Consider the following 19,468-nt stretch of genomic DNA (forward strand, 5'->3'; position numbering starts at 1 on the left):
CGCAACGCGGCGATTGTCGCCCACAGATGCAAGTCTCGCGGTGATGGGGTGAGTCAGGAGATGATGCCGTGTTCGCGCACCTGCTGGAGCAGACCCGCGCCGTCGGACGCGCTGATCCACGGGATCGTGGAATGATCGTCGACGAGGGTGCGGCCACCCGCCAGGACGGCCTCGGTTGCCGACAAGCGGCGGATGGCGACGGCCGCAACGTTCTCGGGATGTTCCTTCGCGAACGCGGTGTAGATCGCGTCATCGTGCTGACCGTCGTCGCCGATCAGCAGCCAGCGGATGTGGGGGAACTCGCGTGCCAGACGTTCCAGGTTGTCGCGCTTGTGCTGTTGGCCGCTGCGGAACATGCGATCGTGCGTGGGACCCCAGTCGGTGAGCAGCATCGATCCGCGCGGGAAAAGGTGACGCTTCTGGAATCGCGCGAGCATGGGCGCGATGTTCCAGGCTCCGGTCGACAGGTAGATCATCGGCGCCCCGGGGTGCGTCCTGATGAGTCGCTCCAGCATCACCGCCATGCCGGGCACCGGCAGACGCGCGTGCTCGTTCACGACGAACGAGTTCCACGCGGCCACCAGCGGACGCGGCAGAGCCGTCACCATGACCGTGTCATCGACATCCGACACCACACCGAAGTCGGTGTCGGGTGACACGATGAAAGCCGTGGCATCGACGGCGGCACCGCCCTCGACCCACATCTGGAATCGCTGCCAGCCGGGCTCGAGATCGGCGGGGATCACGACGTCCACGACACCACCGCGATCGGTCACGATTTCGTGGGTGACGCCGCCGATCGTGATGCGCACCTGGGCGAAACCCACCGGAATTCCCGCGAAGCTGCGCCATCCGCGCACGCTCGCGAACTCGCCGGAGTCACTCGGACGCTTCTGAGGGAGGATCAGCACGCGTCCGAGGACGCGCACCCATCCGGAGCCGCCGTATCCCGGAAAAGGCGTGATGGTCGCCCGCAGGCCTCGCTCACGCGCCCGCCGCTCACGCCACGCGTGGTAGCGGTACTCGACACGCGCGAAGGGGTGGATCTTCGCGGGCAGGTCGGATTCGGGGGAGGCCATCAGTTCCAGTCTGTCACGTCGTCGCGCCGCGGACAGGTGTGCGCGCTGGATCAGTCCTGGTCAGACGGTGTGGCGCCGTCGTCCTGCAGGTGACGGCGCTCGTTGCGCTCGATCACCTTCTTCGCGACGAACACGATGATGAGGAAGACGACGATGATCGCCACGAAGATGTACCCCGCACCGTGGATGCGATCACTGAGTCCCTTGTACGTCTCGGTGGCGACTGCCGTGATCGTGACGTACAGCGTCGACCAGATCGCACAGGCGGGAAGCGTCCAGGCGAGGAAGCGCCGATAGCCGAAGCCGCTCATGCCCGCGGTGAGCGGGACGAGGGAGTGCAGCACAGGGAGGAAACGACTGAGCAGCACCGCAGGACCGCCACGGCGATTGAGGTAGCGCTCCGCGCGCATCCAGTTCTTCTCGCCGAGCTTGCGTCCCACCCACGACTGGCGGATCTTCGGTCCGAGCCAGTGTCCGAGCGCGTACCCGACGCTCTCACCGATCAGGGCTCCGACGATGATGACCAATGTCAGGATCACGCGCTCGCCCAGGCCCGTGGTCGCGGAGGCGGCGACGATCACGATCGTGTCGCCCGGGACGATCAGCCCGACCAGGACGCTGGTCTCCAGCATGATCGCGATGCCCGCGATGACGGTGCGCAGGACGGGATCAACCGACTGCACCCACTCCAGGATCGCGGAGACGACGTCGTTCACAGAGGAAGCCTAGAACACCCAGGCTGAAGACTCGCAGACGAACCTTCCCCAGCGCTTAGGGTGGAGCGGTGACGCAACCGTGGATCGATCCTGAGGCGGCGTTCGCCGACCTCGCGAGCGACCAGGCTGACCTCTTCTGGCTCGATGCGGGGCCCGACGCGGCGAGCGGTAGATCGGTGCTCGGGCGAGGCGTCCCGGTGACCTGGGACGAGGTCGCGCGAACGCAGATCGACGTCGATGTCGCATCGGACGTTCCCGCCTGGGTCGGGGCGCTGGACTACGAGTCTGGAGCGCGGTGGGCGGGCGTGCCGAACGTCGTCGCCGAGCAGGGGCCGCTGTGGCTGCGCGTGACGGACGCGGTCATCTTCGATCACGAACACCGCACGATGCGCTTCCACGGTGGCGCCGACTTCCGCGCGCGGGTGCTGAGCGCGCTACCCGTGGCGTCGGCCCCCGAAGCCGAGAGCGTCGGGATGGCTCAGGCCCGCACCACGCCCGAACGGTACGCGAACCTCGTCGCCCAGTGCCGGGAGTCAATCCGCCTCGGTGACGCCTACCAGCTCTGCCTCACCACGCGCTTCGATGTGCCCGGCCACCACGATGCCGTTGCCGTTCATCGGCGTCTCCGGCGCGCCGCGGCCTCGCACCACGGTGGTTTTCTCCGAGTAGGGGAGACGAGTCTCGTGAGCATCTCCCCGGAAAAGTTCCTCGGCGTCGACGCGGGAGTCATCACGACCCGACCGATCAAGGGAACGCGTCCGCGCGGTGTGGATGCGGATCACGACGCGCGCCTCGCCGCTGAACTGCATGCCTCGGAGAAGGAGCGCGCGGAGAACGTCATGATCGTCGACCTCATGCGCAACGATCTGTCGCGCGTGTGCCAGACGGGCAGTGTGCGCGTGAGCGGCCTCTGGGAGATCGAGAGCTATCCGACGGTGCACCAGCTCGTCAGCACGGTGCAGGGGCGACTGCGACCTGAGCTGACCGTCGGGGAGGTGCTGGCGGCGGTGTTCCCCGCGGGTTCGATGACGGGTGCTCCGAAGCTCTCCGCCATGACGATCCTCGCTGGCCTCGAGCGACAGCCGCGCGGCATGTATGCGGGATGTTTCGGTTGGATCGGTGCCAACGGATCGCTGGAGCTGGCGATGACGATCCGCACGGTCGTGGTCGGCCCCGCGAGTGCGTCCGTGGGAGCCGGCGGCGGGATCACCTGGGGGTCGATCATCGCCGACGAAGTCGCCGAGGTGGGCATCAAGGCGCGCACCCCGCTGGCGGCGCTCGGTGCAGCACTTCCCGCGGGCTGGTGAGGGGAGGGAGCAGCCGCCCGGCGCGGTAACCTGGATGGATGCGCACATCGCGCAGAATCCCATTCAGTGAGGTGTCATCCGTGTCCCAGGTCACGCAGTCCGATTCTCCCGACGCCAGCGGTTTCGACCCGCACGCGCTTCAGGCGAAGTGGCAGGCGCTCTGGGACCAGCACGACCCGTTCCGCGCCGGTGGCGATGAGGACACGCGTCCGAAGAAGTACATCCTGGCGATGTTCCCGTACCCGTCGGGTGACCTGCACATGGGACACGCAGAGAACTACCTGTACTCCGACATCGTCGCGCGATTCTGGCGCCACCGCGGCCACAACGTGCTGAACCCGATCGGATGGGACTCGTTCGGTCTGCCGGCGGAGAACGCCGCGATCAAGCGGGGTGCTGACCCGCTGGAGTGGACCTACGCCAACATCGACCAGCAGCGGGATGCCTTCCGCCAGTACGGCATGTCCTTCGACTGGAGCCGCGAGCTGCACACGTCGGATCCCGAGTACTACCACTGGAACCAGTGGATCTTCCAGCAGCTGTTCGACCGGGGTCTGGCGTATCGCAAGGAGTCGCCGGTCAACTGGTGCCCCAACGATCAGACCGTGCTCGCCAACGAACAGGTGGTGGATGGTCGGTGCGAGCGCTGCGGCGCGGTCGTGGTCAAGAAGAAGCTGACGCAGTGGTACTTCAAGATCACCGAGTACGCCGACCGGCTGCTGGATGACCTGAACCAGCTCGAGGGTGCGTGGCCGAGCAAGGTGCTGCAGATGCAGCGCAACTGGATCGGCCGCTCCCGGGGCGCGGACATCGACTTCGAGATCGAAGGCCGTGAGGAGAAGGTCACGGTCTTCTCCACGCGCCCCGACACCCTGCACGGCGCGACCTTCATGGTGGTGGCTCCAGACGCCGATCTGGCCGCCGAACTGGTCGCAGGAGCATCGAGCGAGGCTCGTATGCGCTTCCAGGCATATCTCGAAGAAGTGGGTCGTTCGACGGAGATCGAGCGTCAGGCCACCGACCGCGAGAAGACCGGCGTCTTCCTGGAACGCTATGCCGTCAATCCGGTGAACGGCGAGCGGCTGCCCATCTGGGCGGCCGACTACGTCCTGGCCGACTACGGCCACGGCGCGGTGATGGCTGTGCCCGCGCACGATCAGCGGGACCTGGATTTCGCACGGAAGTTCGGCCTGCCGATCTCCGTGGTGGTCGACACCACTGCCTCCGCCACTGGTGTGATCGAGGTCGTCGACCCCGAAGCCGAGATGGTCGAGCTGGCCTCCATCGATCCGGCGCAGACCGGCATCGCTCTGACGGGCGAGGGGCGCATGATCAACTCCGGTTCGCTGAACGGACTGAGCAAGAAGCACGCGATCGAGCGCGTCACCGCCGAGCTCGAGGCCACGGGCCGGGGCCGCGCGACCACGACCTTCCGCCTGCGCGACTGGCTGATCTCGCGTCAGCGTTTCTGGGGCACTCCGATCCCGATGATCCACACCGAAGACGGACGGATCGTGAAGGTCCCCGCCGACCAGCTCCCGGTTCGCCTGCCGTCGGCGGAGGGTCTGGACCTCAAGCCCAAGGGCTCGTCGCCGTTGGGTGCCGCCACGGACTGGGTCACCACGACCGACCCGGAGACCGGTGCGCCCGCGCTCCGGGACCCGGACACAATGGACACCTTCGTGGACAGCTCCTGGTACTTCCTGCGCTTCCTCGACCCGAAGAGCGACATCCAGGCCTTCCCGAGTCTGGCGGCCAGCGCCTGGGCGCCCGTGGACAGCTACATCGGTGGCGTCGAGCACGCGATTCTGCACCTGCTGTACGCGCGCTTCCTCACCAAGGTCTTCTACGACATGGGGCTGATCGACTTCACGGAGCCGTTCTCCCGACTGATCAACCAGGGCATGGTGCTGCTGGATGGATCCAAGATGAGCAAGTCCAAGGGCAACCTGGTGCTGTTCAACGAGGAGCTCGGACAGCATGGTCCCGACGTCGTCCGCACGGCTCTGGCGTTCGCAGGTCCGGTGGAGGACGACAAGGACTGGAACGACGTATCCACCACCGGTGCGTACAAGTTCCTCTCCCGAGCGCTGCGCCTGGCGCATGATGTGGCGAGCCCGGTCGACGTCGTCTTCGCGGGCGGCGACACGGCGCTGCGCCGCGCCACCCACAAGCTGTGGGCCGAGGTTCCCGGTCTGGTCGATCACACCAAGTTCAATGTCGTGGTGGCGCGCCTGATGGAACTGGTGAACATCACGCGCAAGACCATCGACTCGGGCGCTGGCGGCGCGGACCCCGCCGTCCGCGAGGCTACCGAAGCGGTCGCGCTCGTGCTGGATCTCGTCGCCCCGTACGTCGCCGAGGAGATGTGGTCCGTCCTGGGTCATGACTCATTCGTCGGTCTCGCCTCGTGGCGTGACGCTGATCCCGCGCTGCTGGTGGAGGACGAGGTCACGGCCGTGGTGCAGATCGATGGCAAGGTGCGCAGCACCCTCTCGGTGTCCGCCAAGATCAGCGCGGAGGGGCTCGAGGCGCTGGCTCGCGCCGACGAGAAGGTTCAGCGCGCTCTCGATGGTCGCGATGTCGTTCGTGCCATCGTGCGCGCCCCCAAGGTGGTGAGCTTCGCCACCAAGTGAGGCGAAGTCACACACGTCGAAGTCCCTCCCGGATCAATACGGGAGGGACTTGGACGTTGCTACGACGCTAGGAAACGGGGGCGTCTGTCACGCGCGGATTGTCCGCGGGATCGATGTACCCGTCCGCGACGGCCACCCGGCCCAGATCGACCTTCGTTCGCACGGGAACGCCGGCCGCGGTGTACTTGCTCTTCACGCGGTCCAGATACTGACGGGTGGTCTCCCATCCGATGTTCATCGCTGTGGAGACCTCGGCGATGGTCAGGCCCGATGCGTAGAGGATCAGCGCGCGCTCCTCCTGAATGCTGAGCTTCGGACGGTTCGGGTCGCCGGCGATCACGGCAGCCAGCTCCGTTGTGATCCACTCCTCACCGCGCAGGACCGCGCGGATCGCATCGAGGATGTCCTCTTCGGCGTCACGCTTGCCGACGATTCCGTTCACGCCGGACCGCACGATGCTGCGCACGAGCGGTGGCGAGGCGAGCGCGGAGAGGACCACGATCTTCAGCCCCGCCTGCCGCAGGGATTCCACGACGGCGACATCAACGGAGGGCTCGCGATCCACCATCAGATCCAGCACGAGCAGGTGTGGACGCTGCGAGCGCGGAGCATTCTGAACCCACGCGACGAACTCGGGGGCGGACACCGCGCTGAACACGATCTCGAACTCACCCGTATCGTTGAGCAATTGCTCCGTGCGCTTACGCTGCAGCAGGTGATCCTCCACGATGGCGATACGCGCCCGTCGTGTCTTGCTGCTCTCCATTACGAACCTCCAGTACGTGCATCGGCCAGGGCGCGGTCGGATTCGCGGGTGACCATTTCAATGAGACCGTGCGAGACGGTGGTGTCCGTCGGCCAGGGGGATGGCGACGGGGGAACAGACAAGCCTGAGCCCACCAGAGTGAGCTGCAGACCGTCCTGGGTGGGAAAGACTGAAGCGAGGACGCTGCCACCGGCAGGTGTCGTCGCAAGATTGTGGAGCACCATGCGCGACAGCAGTCGCGCCTCGGCTTCGTCGCTGGTGTCGGTGCTCCCCAGTCGGAGGGAAAAGGTGATGCCGCGTTCACGCGCGAACTGCAGCGTGGGCATCATCTCCCGACCCAGGTGGATGAGGTCAGGACTGATCTGCACGAGCTGGCGCAGGTAGCGCTCCTCATCCGCGCACAGACGACGCGTCTCGTCATCAGCAGGGTTGCGGGTGCCGTTCGCGATCTCGCGGAGGAGGGCGATGCCGCCGTCCAGCCCGGCGTTCATCCATCGAAGGTAGTGGGCTTGTGCTGTCGCCGCGACGTCTGAAGCGAGGTTCGCCGCGAACGTCTCCTGACGTGACCTCAGGGAGCGTGCCCCGACACGTTCGACGAGGGTCTGGAAGCGCGCCCAGACCGCGGACAGCCCCAGGGAGACGCAGCCCGCGACCACGATATTCTCAGCCGCTGCGCTGTTCATATCTGCCACGGTCAGAGCGAGGGCGATGACGACCATGATCCCGATGCTCAGACCGGCGACGACGACCCGTAACGAAGGGAACAGCGCGATAGCCATGGCCGTGGCGGCCGTGGGGGCGAGAGCCTGCCAGTGCACCACGCCGACCGAACCGAAGTCCGTTGCAGCCGCGGACAGGAAGAACGTGGTGATCGCGCCGACACCCAGAAGCGCCGCAAGGAATCCACGATGGGCGCGCAGGTGAGTGGAGCGGAACGCCAGCCAGGAAGCCGCCATGACGAGGAGCATCAGAACGAGCGCGCCATACTCGTTGGTGCCGCCCGAGACCAGCAGCAGCACGCCGATGCCGGTGGCACCGAGCGCCCAGAGGCCGGCGGCGTGCAGACGGGCCGACTCGAGGAAGTTCACAATGTCGGTATCGACAATGATCTGGGGCACATCCGGTTCGACGTCGAGCGGTGCCGACAACGTGATTCGCGTTCCTTCGCCGACAGCGCTTCGGATTTCCGCGGTGATGCCCGCATCGGCCGCTCGTGCAATCACCGAGCTGGCAAGGCCACGATGACGGCTGCGAGCGGCATCGAGGTCGAAGCCCACCCCGTCGTCGGAGACGGTCAGGATGAGACTCTCAGCGTCGACCATGAGGACGATCCCGACGCTGTCGGCGCCCGAGTGCTTCGTGGCGTTGGTGACAGCCTCCCGCACGCAGCCGAGCAGCGCCGTGATGACGGGTCGCGGAAGACGAGCATTCAGCTGTTCGATCTGTTCGTCCGAGATGCCGCCTCGGCGGGCAGGAAGCCCCGGTTGGCGGAAGACATCTGCCAGCGACGCGGGCTCAGGCATCGGTCGGTCGGTACGCAATGCAGCGACCAGACGGATATCACGTGCGCATTGCTCCCGAACTCGCTGCGCATCGGTGATGCCGGCACCGCCGTTGGCGATGGCACCGAGCGTGTTGATGGCGGTGTCGTGGAGCACGCGCGACTCTTCTGAGATGCGGGCGCTCGTCTCGTGCGCGACGACGGCACGCCGAACGGCGTCCTCGGCGGCGTCCGGTGTCGCGTCCGCCTCGGTACCGATGCGCAACAGAGAAGGGAAGAGCAGACGGATCGCGATGATGATGGCGGCCTGGGTGATCGGGATGGAGATGGGGAACTGCTGGTTCCACTCCGGTCGCACCGTGAGGACGACGATCATGGCGATCGTCGCATAGCCGAGGACGAGCGCGATGATCCGCCGATCTCGGATCAGAAGGCCGGCAATACATGTCGCGAAGTTGATCTGCCAGCAGGCTGCAAGAGTGAGCGGGGAGTCGACATCGGGCGCGATGACGTAGCACCACACTCCTGTGGCAGCCATCAGGGTGGGGGCCAGCACCCCGGGCGCGGGAACACGGAGGGAGGGAATCGCGAGGACGGCGATGAGGACGAATCCCGACATCAGACCCCATCCGGACCAACCCACCGTCACTGTGGCTGTCACGAGCATGACTGCCTGCCATGCAGCTGCACTCAGCAGGACCACCATGCGAATGGAGGCGAGAAGGCTCTCGGAAGCCCACCCGGGCGCGGAAGCGGTCGCCGTGGCGAACACACGCGCCACCAGGCGCATCGCAGTAGACGGCAGCTGCGCAGACTCTGTTGTGATCACAGCGATCCGCCTCGTACTCGGGGGGAAGTAGAGATCTCGAACCAACAGTTTACCGTTCTCCGGTCATATGAGGGAGGCCGACGAGCGAGTTCATGACGAGCGGCGATGGTGCCGGGGAAAGGAGGGCAGCCAATGCCGCTCGCCAGCTCTCAGCGCGCGCACCTCGGCGGCGTTGCGCGAGCGCGCATCAGCAGCGTGATCTTCGTCCGATTCCGTGTATCTCGGGTGCTCACGGTCGTCTCTTCTCCCCTCAGGCGGGGGCGGATGCTCGGGAAGCACTGCAAGTCCCCACCACGAGGAGACTATTCGCCGCGCTGCTCGGGGCGCGGAGCGAACCCGGGAATGACCCCCACAGTGGGGTCACTCTGCGGACAGGGGTTCTTCCTCGCCACGGCGAGGGATAACCTCGCTGCTGATCGTCGAGCAGCCGAGTCGGGAAGTCGTGCTGTCTCGGTCTTGCTGGTGTGTCGGATGCCCGTGAGATCCGTCGAGCAATCGACGAGTTCGATCTGCCCTTCGGGGCGGGCGTGCGGCTTGCGCCGGGGGGTGTTGGCCGCACGCCAAAAATCTGTCCGCCATGATTCCTCCCCAGCCCGCGCCGACGGCGAACCTCTTCGACGACGAGGGTGCAGACATTCGTGGGGACCGCCGTGGATCTAGCCTCGCGGGATGACCGAAGGCTATGCGCGCGATGAACCGCGCCGACGTCGTTGGCGGATCGGGCTCACCGCCGCAGCGGGCGTTGCCATTCTCGCTGTCGCCGCCACCGTGGCCACCGGGGTGCTGCAACAAGCGGGCACCGTGCAGGACGTTGCTGCGCCGAGCCCGTCGAGCTCCGGGATCGCGCCGCAGGAAGGACTTCTGACGGTCCATGTATCCGGCGCGGTCGCGGTTGCCGGGGTCTATGTGCTGCCGCCGGGATCGCGCGTGATGGACGCCGTGGCGGCCGCCGGGGGCTTCGCCGGGGAGGCGGCTGTGGATGGCCTCAACCTTGCCCGACTGCTGGCTGACGGGGAACAGATCGTCGTGTCGGCCGAGGGCGAAGCACCGGTCGCGTCCGCCGGGGGCGCGGCGACTGCCGGCGGTCTCATCGACCTCAATACGGCCACTGCGGCAGAACTGGAGACACTCCCGCGCATCGGCCCGGCGCTCGCGCAGCGCATCCTCGACTGGAGAGCCGACAATGGTCGCTTCTCCGCGGTGGAAGATCTGCTGGATGTCACCGGCATCGGGGAGAAGATGTTCGCAGCCATCGAATCGATGGTGCGCGTATGAGCCAGCGGGCCGAGCGGATCGGGACGCCGACGGATGGCGGGGAAGCATCCGGTGGGCTGTCCCTCCGCCCGCGTGATCTGCGCCTCGTGCCGGTTGTCGCCGGGGTGTGGGTAGCCGCCGGCGTGGTGACGACAGTGGTCGATCTCGCGCTGCCCGTCACGATCATCGCGTGGGTGCTGGTGCTCGTCGGCGTCGTCCTCGCCGCGCGTCGTGGACTTGCCGTGCCGGTGCTCATCGCTGCCGCCATAGCGGTGGCGAGTATGCACGTCACCCTGCAGGCACCGTTGCGTGCCGCCGTCGCAGAGCTGCCCGCTCGCGTCAGCGGACCGTTCACCGTGCTGTCGAAACTCACCCCCGCGTGGGAGGGCGCCTGGAGGTTGAGCGGAACGGTCACCACGGATGGCCTCGCCATCCCTGCCGAGGTGCTGTTCAGCGGAGAGCGCCCGGCGGGGGCTGACCTCGGTGCGGTGCTGTGGGTGACAGGGCGGGTGGAGAGTGCAGGACCCGGCGATCGCGCACTAGTCGCGCTGCGTTCGTCGCGACCTCCTGACGTCATCGCGGCGCCGAACGGGGCGCTCGCGGTCGCTGCACAGCTGCGGCAGGGGCTCCTCGAACGCGCCGGCCGATTCCCGGGAGACGGCGCGCAGCTCATCCCGGGGATGGCTGTGGGCGACACCAGCGGTGTGGATGTCGATCTGGATCAGGCGATGAAGACGAGCAGCCTGGCACACCTTCTGGCCGTCTCAGGCTCCAACTGCCTCCTCGTGGTCGGAGCGGGATTCGCGCTCGCGGCGGCTTGTGGACTGCCCCGCGCAGCGCGGGTCCTGATGGCGGTCGGGGCGCTCGCAGCATTCGTGATCCTGGTCACGCCGGAGCCGAGCGTGGTGCGCGCCGCCGCGATGTCCACCGTCTCGATGCTCGCGGTACTTCTGGGGCGCGCGAAGATCGGGTTGCACGTGCTGAGCGTCGCGGTGATCGTGCTGCTGTGCAGCGATCCGTGGCTCGCCTCCGAGGTCGGCTTCGCGCTCTCCGTCGCCGCGACCGCGGCCCTCCTCGTGCTGGGCCCGCCGGCGGCGCGGACGGTGGCGGGCTTCTTGCCGATGTGGATGGCGCTGCCGCTGGCGGCACCGATCGTCGCTCAACTGGCGTGCGCGCCGATTCTCGTGTTGATCAGCCCGGCGGTGTCGCTGTCCGGCGTACTGGCGAACGTGCTTGCTGCCCCGGCGGCCCCCGTGGCGACCCTGGCCGGGATGCTCGGCTGCTTCTTCGCCGCGGTGCCGGTGCTGGGCGACGCGTTGATCTCGATCGCGTGGGTGCCGGCGCAGTGGGTAGGCAGCACAGCGCGCCTGACGGCGTCCCTGCCGCAGAGCGTGCTGCCGTGGCAGGAGGGGCTGCTGGGTGCGGTGACGCTCGGCGTGGTCTGTGCGGCTCTCGCGGTCTTGCTCGTCCGCGCTCGGTCGCCGATGGTGCGTCGCGGGGCCGCCGCCGTCGCGTTGGCCAGCATCGGGATCGGTGTCGGAGCGTGGTTGGTGCGCTCCACCGTGGTGCCCCTGTTGACGCCGAGTACCTGGTCCGTGGCGATGTGCGACGTGGGTCAGGGGGATGCCACGGTGCTGCGGTCGGCGGGAATCGTCGCCCTCGTCGACACCGGGCCGGATCCTGCCCTGCTGGATGGCTGCCTTCAGCGACTCGGTATCGCACGGGTGGATCTGCTCCTTCTGACCCATTTCGATCTGGACCACGTCGGTGGTGCCGCGGCGGTGATAGGCCGGGTGGGAGTGCTGCTGCACGGCCCCACAGACGGAGACGCCGATGCCGCGTTGGTGGATCGACTCCACGCCCAGGGAGCACGTGTGGTGGATGCTCGACGTGGACTGAGCGGGGATCTCGGCGATGCCCGATGGCGCGTGCTGTGGCCCACGTCGGGTCGGGTCACGGGCAATCCCGCGAGCGTTGTGCTGGAGGTGACTGGTGACGGTTTTCCCGCCACGCTGCTGCTCGGAGATCTGGATGCCGAAGCACAACGCGGCCTCTTACGTGCCGGGGGCCTTCGATCCACGTACGACATCGTCAAGGTGAGTCACCACGGCAGCGCCGATCAGGAGCCGCGCCTGTATGCGGCACTGCATCCGCGCCTCGCGTTGATCGGCGTGGGGCGCGGGAACGACTACGGCCACCCCCGCGACGACACCCTGAACATGCTCGCGGCGCTCGGCACCGTGATCGCGCGGACGGATGACGAGGGGCTGTTGCTGGCTCAGCTCACGGGCGAAGACCTGCGAGTGTGGCGCGAGCATGCGCCGCCATAGCTCGCGAGGCCGTCGGCGCGGGTCGACGTCGGAGGCGGTGGCTAGGCTGGAACCATGGCATCCACGGCACGTCGAGCACCCGCGAAGAAGGCGTCTTCGACCATCCGGCAGGTGCCCTGGCGAGATCCACATCCGGCGCCGATCGTGCTGGTGTCCGGACCCGAGGAGGTGTGCGCGGAGCGGGCCATCGCCGGAGTGCGCAGCTACCTCAAGGCGGAGGATCCGTCGCTGGAGGTGTCCGACGTCCGCGCTGACGACTATGCCGCCGGCACGCTGCTGGCACTCACCTCGCCATCCCTGTTCGGCGAGCCGCGCCTCATCCGGGTGTCCGGGGTGGAGAAGTGCTCGGACGCGTTCCTCAGCGAGGCCATCGCATATCTCAACAACCCGCAGGAGGGCGCCACCCTCGTTCTTCGCCACACGGGCGCGAGCGTCCGGGGCAAGAAGCTTCTCGACGCGATTCGCTCCGGTTCCGGGGGTGGCATCGAGATCGCCTGCCCGGCGGTGAAGCGCGACTCCGACCGATTCGACTTCGCGGCGGGAGAGTTCAAGGCGGCCCGTCGTCGTATTGCGCCGGGCGCGCTGCGAGCCCTGGTGAGCGCGTTCGCCGACGACCTCACCGAGCTGGCGGCCGCATGTCAGCAGCTCATCTCGGACGTCTCGGGGGAGATCACCGACGAGGTCGTCGCTCGCTACTATGGCGGCCGCGTCGAGACCACGGCGTTCACGGTCGCCGACACCGCCATCGCGGGAAAGTATGCCGAAGCCCTGGTGTCCCTCCGGCAGGCACTGGCCTCCGGATCCGACCCGGTGCCCATGGTCGCCGCCATCGCCATGAAGCTGCGCACCATGGCTCGAGTGGCGGGTGCCGGGCGTGAATCCAATCAGGCCATCGCGAGTCGGCTCGGCATGAAGGACTGGCAGGTGGACCGGGCACGGCGTGACCTGGCCGGGTGGAATCAGACCACGCTGGCCATCGCCATCCAGGCCGCGGCCCGCGCAGACGCCGAGGTGAAGGGTGCCTCTCGGGACCCGGTGTTCGCGCTCGAGCGACTGGTCACCGTCATCGCCACCCGTGCACCCTACGCCTCACAGGGCTGACGTCGAAGACCGCCGGCACGGACCTTGGGCAAGGAAGGGACGGCGCGGGAGGCCTGATCTCCCGCTCCTGCTCCCACATCTGGGATCCGACGTCCGCGCGAATCGTGGAGGAGGAGGGCGCTTCAGCGATGGCGACGACCAGCGCCGGCATCGCGTGGTCTGCCGGTCTCGCCGATGGAAACCACCTCCATCGAGACCTGGCGCTTCGTTCCCTGCGGCAGATCGCTCAGGCCGTGGGCGGTCGACTTCCCTTGAGCGCCGACCTCGAAGCCGGTTACGCGACGACCCCGGACGAGGTCGCCGTGACGGTGGCGCGGGCGATCGCCGCGGGCGCGGTCGGCATCAACCTCGAAGACGGTCTCCGACCGATCCCGGAACAGGTCGAGCGAATCGCTGCGGCGCGATCAGCCGCAGAGAGGAGCGGCATTCCCCTCTTCATCAACGCGCGAATCGACACCCACCGCATGGGCGCGGGGCCTGACCTGTGGCGGCGCGAGACAATCGAGCGTGCCCACGCGTACACAGCCGCCGGGGCGGACGGCTTCTTCGTCCTCGGCGCGCTGGCCGAAGACGATGTCGCCACCTTCGCGGCGGCCGTCGACGCACCGTTGAACGTCGCCCTCGATTCCGGCACGTTGACGGTGCCGGAGCTCTCGCGAGCAGGCGCCAGCAGAATCAGCATGGGGTCGTCCGTCGCGGAGGCCGTCCATCGAGCAACGCATGACATCGTCCACGAAGTACGCCAGTTCGGAACGGCCAGCAAGACGATTTCCCGACTGAGCTGGTCCGAGATCAATCGTCTCCATTCACGCCCCACCCCGAACTGACCAGACCGAAGCCATCGCAGGCGGGCGAGGGCGCACGGTCAGGACGCGGACGCAACGAATCTTCATCCGCGCACCTCGCTGTCGCTGCGCGGCACGGGAAGGGAGGCGGTGCATGAGCCATAGACTCGACCGCGTGACTGACACGAAGGGTGCACCGGGACGACGCGTGGGCGTCCGTGACGTCGCGGCGCTCGCAGACGTGTCGCGCCAGACGGTGTCGCGCGTGCTCAACGAGAACCCCGACGTGGCACAGGAGACGCGGGAACGCGTCCAGGCGGCGATGGCCGAGCTGGGATATCGCGTCAACAACGCGGCCCGCGCGCTCGGCACCAGCCGTTCGCACACCATCGGCGTGCTGGCCTCCGACGCGCTCCTGTTCGGGCCGGCTCAGAGCATCGCGGCCATCGAGGCGTCCGCGCGCGAAGCCGGCTACTGGGTGAGTGCCGCGTTTGCCGAGGCGGACGACGCCACCTCCGTGACATCGGCGATCGAGCACCTCCTCGCGCAAGGGGTGGAGAGCATCGTCGTGGTCGCACCGCACGCGGCCACCCTGGACGCCGTCTCCTCGCTCGCCATCGACGTGCCGGTGATCACGCTGCACTCGTCCGGGCAGGGCGAGCACGGGCTGTCGATCGACCAGGCCGCGGGGGCGCGGCTGGCCGTCGCCGCGCTCGCGGAGGCGGGACACACCCGCATCGCACACCTTCGCGGGCCCATTGACTGGTTGGAAGCGCAGTCCCGCGCCGACGGCTACACGGCCGAGCTGACCGCACGCGGGCTCCCGGTCGGGCCGATCGTCGCGGGGGACTGGTCAGCCGGCTCGGGCTACACCGCAGCCCGGACGATCGTCGACTCCGGGGTCACCGCCGTCTTCGCGGCGAACGATCAGATGGCGCTCGGGCTGCTCGGCGGACTCCATGAGGCCGGCGTCGCCGTGCCCGCCGACATCAGCATCGTCGGTTTCGATGACATCCCCGACGCGGCCTACTACTGGCCGAAGCTCACCACGGTGCACCAGGACTTCACGGCCATCGCGCGCCGCGCCGTGGAGTTCCTCGTCGGATCTTCTCCTTCACACCCCCCGGTCGCGCCGGTGATGCCCGTGCTCGTCGTGCGGGACTCCGTCGCGCGCCGCGACTGAACGCGGCCCTCCTTGACGGTGCATTCGCCGGTGTGACACACTTCTGTGACCGGTCACATTTCCGTGACCCGCACACGACGTGACAGCGAGGTACCCGTGAGCAGCACAGAGCCCACTTTCGGCCCGGAGATCGATGCAGCCATCCGCATCGTGCGTGAAGACGTGGCACGTCTGCACGCCGAGCTGGTGCGATACTCCCTGGTGATCTGGACCGGCGGAAACGTCTCGGGCCGTGTTCCGGGCGCGGACCTCTTCGTCATCAAGCCGTCCGGCATCAACTACGACGATCTCACGCCGGAGAACATGATCCTCTGCGACCTCGACGGCGTGGCGATTCCCGGCGCTGCGGGCAGCGAGCGTGCGCCGTCGAGCGACACGGCAGCACACGCGTACGTCTACCGAAACATGCCGGAGGTGGGTGGCGTCGTGCATACCCACTCCACCTACGCCGTGGCCTGGGCCGCGCGCGGGGAGGAGATCCCGTGTGTCATCACCGCGATGGCCGATGAGTTCGGCGGGCCGGTTCCGGTGGGCCCCTTCGCGATCATCGGTGATGACTCCATCGGCCGCGGAATCGTGGAGACGCTCCGCGGCCACCGATCCCGTGCTGTCCTGATGCGCAACCACGGCCCGTTCACCATCGGAGTCAATGCCCGTGACGCGGTCAAGGCAGCCGTGATGGTCGAGGATGTGGCCCGCACCGTCCACCTCGCGCGCGAGGCCGGTCCGCTCATCCCGATCGACCCCGCGGCGATTGACGCCCTCTACAACCGCTATCAGAACGTCTACGGGCAGAACACCGACGCGCGTCGGTGAGAGGGCGAACATGAGCACTGCAGCATCCGATATCACCGCTGCCCGCACCAGCCTCGGCATCGAGCTGGGATCGACCCGCATCAAGGCGTGCCTCGTCGGCTCGGATCCGTCGGACGTGATTGCCGTCGGGTCCTTCGCCTGGGAGAACGAACTGGTCAACGGCCTCTGGAGCTACCGGATCGATGAGGTCTGGCGGGGGGTGCAGGCGGCAGTGGCGGCCCTTCTCGCAGACGCGGAGGAACGTCACGGCGTGCGGCCGGCCCGCTTCGGTGCGATCGGCGTCTCCGCGATGATGCACGGTTACATCGCTCTGGATGTGGCGGGTGGCCCCCTGGTCCCGTTCCGCACCTGGCGCAACACCAACACCTCCGCGGCAGCGGCGGAGCTCACCGACCTGTTCGGCGTGAACATCCCCCTGCGCTGGTCGATCGCGCACCTGCACGAGGCCGTGCTGGCGGGGGAGGAGCACCTTGCCGCGCTGGATCGGATCACCACTCTCGCCGGCTACGTGCACGAGCGCCTGACCGGGCAGCGCGTGCTCGGTGTGGGTGATGCGTCCGGGATGTTCCCGATCGACTCCGCAACCGTCGACTACGACGCCGACATGCTCGCCGCCTATGACCGACTCGCCGCCGGCCGACTGCCGCGCCCGGTGCGCGATCTGCTTCCGCAGGTCCTTCCCGCCGGCGCCGCCGCGGGCACCCTGACGGACGAGGGCGCGCTGCTGCTAGAACCCACGGGTGGACTCAGCAGCGGAACCGCGCTCTGCCCGCCGGAGGGTGACGCGGGCACCGGGATGGTGGCCACCAACTCCGTCGCGCCGCGCACGGGCAACGTCTCCGCCGGCACCAGCATCTTCGCGATGGTCGTGCTGGAGCGCCCGCTCGCATCCGCACACCACGAACTGGATCTGGTCACCACCCCCGCGGGGGATGCCGTGGCGATGGTCCACTGCAACAACGGCGCGAGCGAACTGGCCGCGTGGGCGGGCCTCTTCACGCGATTCGCGGCGGCCACCGGACACCCGGTTGATGAAGACACGGTCTTCGAGGCCCTGTTCCGTGAGGCGCTGGACGGCGAAGCGGACGCCGGTGGCCTGCTGGCGTACAACCACCTCGCCGGTGAGCCGATCGCGGGGCTGACGGAGGGGCGTCCGCTGTTCGTGCGCACGCCGGAGAGCTCCTTCAGCCTCGCCACCTTCATGCGTTCGCAGCTCTACGGGGTGTTCGCGACCCTGGCGCTCGGGATCCGGGTGCTGGACTCGGAGAACGTCCAGCTCGATCGCATGTTCGCCCACGGGGGGATGTTCCGCACCGCCGGTGTCGCGCAGCGCTTCCTCGCGGCCGCGCTGAACGCACCGGTTGCCGTCGGCGAACTCGCCGCCGAGGGCGGCGCGTGGGGGATCGCGGTGCTGGCGTCCTATCTCGATCACGCCGAAGCCACCTCCCTGGGCGACTACCTCAACGACGTCGTGTTCGCCGCAGCCGACACGCGCGTCACCGAACCGGATGCCGGCGACGTCGCCGGCTTCACCACCTACCTCGACCGCTATCGTCGGGGCCTCGCGATCGAGGCCGCCGCCGTGGACGCTCTCTGAACCGCCGGAAGGACATCATGACCCGCACGCCCCTCTCCACCACGCTCGACAGCTACGAGGTCTGGTTCCTTACCGGCAGTCAGCACCTGTACGGCCCCGAGACGCTCGCCCAGGTGGCGGAGCAGTCGCAGCAGATCGCGGCGCTGCTGGACTCGGCCGATGACGTTCCGGTGCGAATCGTCTGGAAGCCGGTGCTCACCGATTCCGCGTCGATCCGGGCGCTCGTGCTCGAAGCGAACGCGGCAGAGCGCGTCATCGGCCTCATCGCCTGGATGCACACGTTCAGCCCGGCCAAGATGTGGATCGCCGGTCTCGACGCGCTGCAGAAGCCGCTCGCACATCTGCACACGCAGGCGAACGTCGAGCTTCCGTGGGCCGACATCGACTTCGACTTCATGAACCTGAACCAGGCGGCGCATGGCGACCGTGAGTTCGGCTACATCCAGACCCGGTTGGGTGTGCCGCGCAAGACTGTCGTGGGTCACGCCAGCGACGCCCGGGTGCGGTCGGAGATCGCCACCTGGCAGCGCGCCGCCGCGGGCCTTGCGGCCGCACGCTCGCTCAAGCTGGCGCGTTTCGGCGACAACATGCGCTTCGTCGCCGTCACCGAGGGGGACAAGACCGAGGCCGAGCTGCGCTTCGGCGTGCAGGTGAACACCTGGGGCGTCAATGACCTCGCCGCCGCCGTGGCTGCCGCGGAGGAGTCGGACATCGACGCGCTCGTCGCGGAGTACGAGGAGCTCTACGATGTGGTGCCCGAGCTCCGCCGCGGTGGCGAGCGTCACCAGTCGCTTCGCGATGGCGCAGCCATCGAGATCGGTCTGCGCTCTTTCCTTGAGGAGGGTGGCTTCGGCGCCTTCACGACCTCGTTCGAGGACCTCGGTGAGCTCAAGCAGCTGCCCGGACTCGCGGTTCAGCGCCTGATGGCCGAGGGTTACGGCTTCGGTGCCGAAGGCGACTGGAAGACGGCCGTGCTGGTGCGCATCGCGAATGTCATGGGCGCGGGCCTCCCCGGCGGAGCGAGCCTCATGGAGGACTACACCTACGACATGACGCCGGGCGATGAGCTCATCCTCGGTGCGCACATGCTGGAGGTGTCGCCCGCGCTCACCACCGCGCGTCCGACGCTGGAGATCCACCCGCTGGGCATCGGCGGCAAGGATGACCCGGTGCGGCTCGTGTTCACCGCCGATTCCGGTCCCGCCGTCGTCGTGGCGATGAGCGACATGCGCGACCGCTTCCGCCTCACCGCGAACGTGGTCGAGAACGTCGAGCCTCGCCAGCCGCTGCCCAACCTTCCGGTGGGGCGCGCGGTGTGGAAGCCGGCACCCGACTTCACCACGAGCGCTGCAGCGTGGCTCACCGCGGGCGCGGCGCATCACACCGTGATGTCCACCGCCGTGGGCCTGGAGGCCTTCCGGGACTTCGCCGACATGGCCGGGGTCGAACTCCTGGTGATCGACGAGGACACCACGCTTCCCGCGTTCCAGCAGCAGGTGCGCTGGAACCAGGCTTACTACCGCCTCGCGCAGGGGCTTTGAGCCGCTGAGAGGTGGAAAACACCGCTC

Annotated in this window: 14 protein-coding genes; 10 read left to right on the forward strand and 4 right to left on the reverse strand. The window is 67.9% G+C overall.

What is annotated here, in order from left to right; translation table 11 throughout:
- Positions 1–53 precede the first annotated feature (53 nt).
- Together ACI3KU_RS07235 and ACI3KU_RS07240 are read right to left on the reverse strand one after the other, a co-directional pair.
- Entirely contained in the window at positions 54–1,079 is a 1,026-nt protein-coding gene (locus tag ACI3KU_RS07235) for an App1 family protein (RefSeq protein ID WP_404921628.1), read from the reverse strand.
- 50 nt (positions 1,080–1,129) lie between these two features.
- On the reverse strand, positions 1,130–1,795 hold the full coding sequence (locus tag ACI3KU_RS07240; protein ID WP_404921629.1) for a DedA family protein: 666 nt from the start codon (positions 1,793–1,795) through the stop codon (positions 1,130–1,132).
- A gap of 68 nt (positions 1,796–1,863) precedes the next feature.
- On the opposite strand from ACI3KU_RS07240, the gene ACI3KU_RS07245 reads away from it, so the two are divergent.
- Positions 1,864–3,102, forward strand: a complete 1,239-nt coding sequence (locus ACI3KU_RS07245; RefSeq protein WP_404921630.1) for an anthranilate synthase component I family protein — start codon at positions 1,864–1,866, stop codon at positions 3,100–3,102.
- Positions 3,103–3,182: 80 nt separating this feature from the next.
- A complete protein-coding gene (gene leuS / locus ACI3KU_RS07250; RefSeq protein ID WP_404921631.1) occupies positions 3,183–5,738 on the forward strand; it encodes a leucine--tRNA ligase in 2,556 nt (851 codons plus the stop codon).
- Between the two features lie 67 nt (positions 5,739–5,805).
- Here leuS and ACI3KU_RS07255 read toward each other — a convergent pair whose 3' ends face one another.
- Both ACI3KU_RS07255 and ACI3KU_RS07260 read right to left on the reverse strand, forming a co-directional pair.
- Positions 5,806–6,504, reverse strand: coding sequence for a response regulator (locus ACI3KU_RS07255; protein ID WP_404921632.1), 699 nt, complete (start codon positions 6,502–6,504; stop codon positions 5,806–5,808).
- Positions 6,504–8,834 carry a sensor histidine kinase gene (locus ACI3KU_RS07260; RefSeq protein WP_404921633.1) on the reverse strand — a complete coding sequence of 777 codons (2,331 nt, stop codon included), beginning with the start codon at positions 8,832–8,834 and terminating at the stop codon, positions 6,504–6,506. Before ACI3KU_RS07260 ends, ACI3KU_RS07255 begins: the two co-directional genes overlap by 1 nt.
- 669 nt (positions 8,835–9,503) lie before the next feature.
- Between ACI3KU_RS07260 and ACI3KU_RS07265 the strand changes: the two genes are divergently transcribed.
- From ACI3KU_RS07265 to araA, 8 genes are all read left to right on the forward strand, one after another.
- Complete coding sequence (locus ACI3KU_RS07265; RefSeq protein ID WP_404921634.1) at positions 9,504–10,109, forward strand: ComEA family DNA-binding protein; 606 nt, start codon at positions 9,504–9,506, stop codon at positions 10,107–10,109.
- The gene (locus tag ACI3KU_RS07270; RefSeq protein WP_404921635.1) at positions 10,106–12,418 is read left to right on the forward strand and encodes a ComEC/Rec2 family competence protein; all 2,313 of its coding nucleotides are present in this window, start codon (positions 10,106–10,108) and stop codon (positions 12,416–12,418) included. The genes ACI3KU_RS07265 and ACI3KU_RS07270 overlap by 4 nt, the downstream gene beginning before the upstream one ends.
- Before the next feature lie 54 nt (positions 12,419–12,472).
- Positions 12,473–13,519 (forward strand): DNA polymerase III subunit delta, encoded by a 1,047-nt coding sequence (holA, locus tag ACI3KU_RS07275; RefSeq protein WP_404921636.1) that lies wholly within the window; start codon positions 12,473–12,475, stop codon positions 13,517–13,519.
- Positions 13,520–13,647: 128 nt separating this feature from the next.
- Positions 13,648–14,346 carry an isocitrate lyase/phosphoenolpyruvate mutase family protein gene (locus ACI3KU_RS07280; RefSeq protein WP_404921637.1) on the forward strand — a complete coding sequence of 233 codons (699 nt, stop codon included), beginning with the start codon at positions 13,648–13,650 and terminating at the stop codon, positions 14,344–14,346.
- Between the two features lie 133 nt (positions 14,347–14,479).
- Positions 14,480–15,487, forward strand: coding sequence for a LacI family DNA-binding transcriptional regulator (locus ACI3KU_RS07285; protein ID WP_404921638.1), 1,008 nt, complete (start codon positions 14,480–14,482; stop codon positions 15,485–15,487).
- A gap of 96 nt (positions 15,488–15,583) precedes the next feature.
- Positions 15,584–16,303, forward strand: coding sequence for an L-ribulose-5-phosphate 4-epimerase (locus ACI3KU_RS07290; protein WP_404921639.1), 720 nt, complete (start codon positions 15,584–15,586; stop codon positions 16,301–16,303).
- A 10-nt stretch (positions 16,304–16,313) separates the two neighbouring features.
- The gene (locus ACI3KU_RS07295) at positions 16,314–17,900 is read left to right on the forward strand and encodes a xylulokinase (RefSeq protein ID WP_404921640.1); all 1,587 of its coding nucleotides are present in this window, start codon (positions 16,314–16,316) and stop codon (positions 17,898–17,900) included.
- Positions 17,901–17,917: 17 nt separating this feature from the next.
- Positions 17,918–19,441: an L-arabinose isomerase gene (gene araA / locus ACI3KU_RS07300; RefSeq protein ID WP_404921641.1), complete on the forward strand. Its 1,524-nt coding sequence runs from the start codon at positions 17,918–17,920 to the stop codon at positions 19,439–19,441.
- The last annotated feature ends 27 nt before the right edge of the window (positions 19,442–19,468 follow it).

It is taken from the genome of Microbacterium sp. ZW T5_56 (assembly GCF_044987425.1).
In the GTDB taxonomy this organism is placed as follows: domain Bacteria; phylum Actinomycetota; class Actinomycetes; order Actinomycetales; family Microbacteriaceae; genus Microbacterium.

Excerpts from the sequence above, each read along its gene's own strand:
- ACI3KU_RS07235 (WP_404921628.1), bottom strand. The coding sequence starts at position 1,079 with ATGGCCTCCCCCGAATCCGACCTGCCCGCGAAGATCCACCCCTTCGCG.
- ACI3KU_RS07255 (WP_404921632.1), bottom strand. The coding sequence starts at position 6,504 with ATGGAGAGCAGCAAGACACGACGGGCGCGTATCGCCATCGTGGAGGAT.
- ACI3KU_RS07265 (WP_404921634.1), top strand. The coding sequence starts at position 9,504 with ATGACCGAAGGCTATGCGCGCGATGAACCGCGCCGACGTCGTTGGCGG.
- ACI3KU_RS07270 (WP_404921635.1), top strand. The coding sequence starts at position 10,106 with ATGAGCCAGCGGGCCGAGCGGATCGGGACGCCGACGGATGGCGGGGAA.
- holA (WP_404921636.1), top strand. The coding sequence starts at position 12,473 with ATGGCATCCACGGCACGTCGAGCACCCGCGAAGAAGGCGTCTTCGACC.
- ACI3KU_RS07280 (WP_404921637.1), top strand. The coding sequence starts at position 13,648 with ATGGCGACGACCAGCGCCGGCATCGCGTGGTCTGCCGGTCTCGCCGAT.
- ACI3KU_RS07295 (WP_404921640.1), top strand. The coding sequence starts at position 16,314 with ATGAGCACTGCAGCATCCGATATCACCGCTGCCCGCACCAGCCTCGGC.
- araA (WP_404921641.1), top strand. The coding sequence starts at position 17,918 with ATGACCCGCACGCCCCTCTCCACCACGCTCGACAGCTACGAGGTCTGG.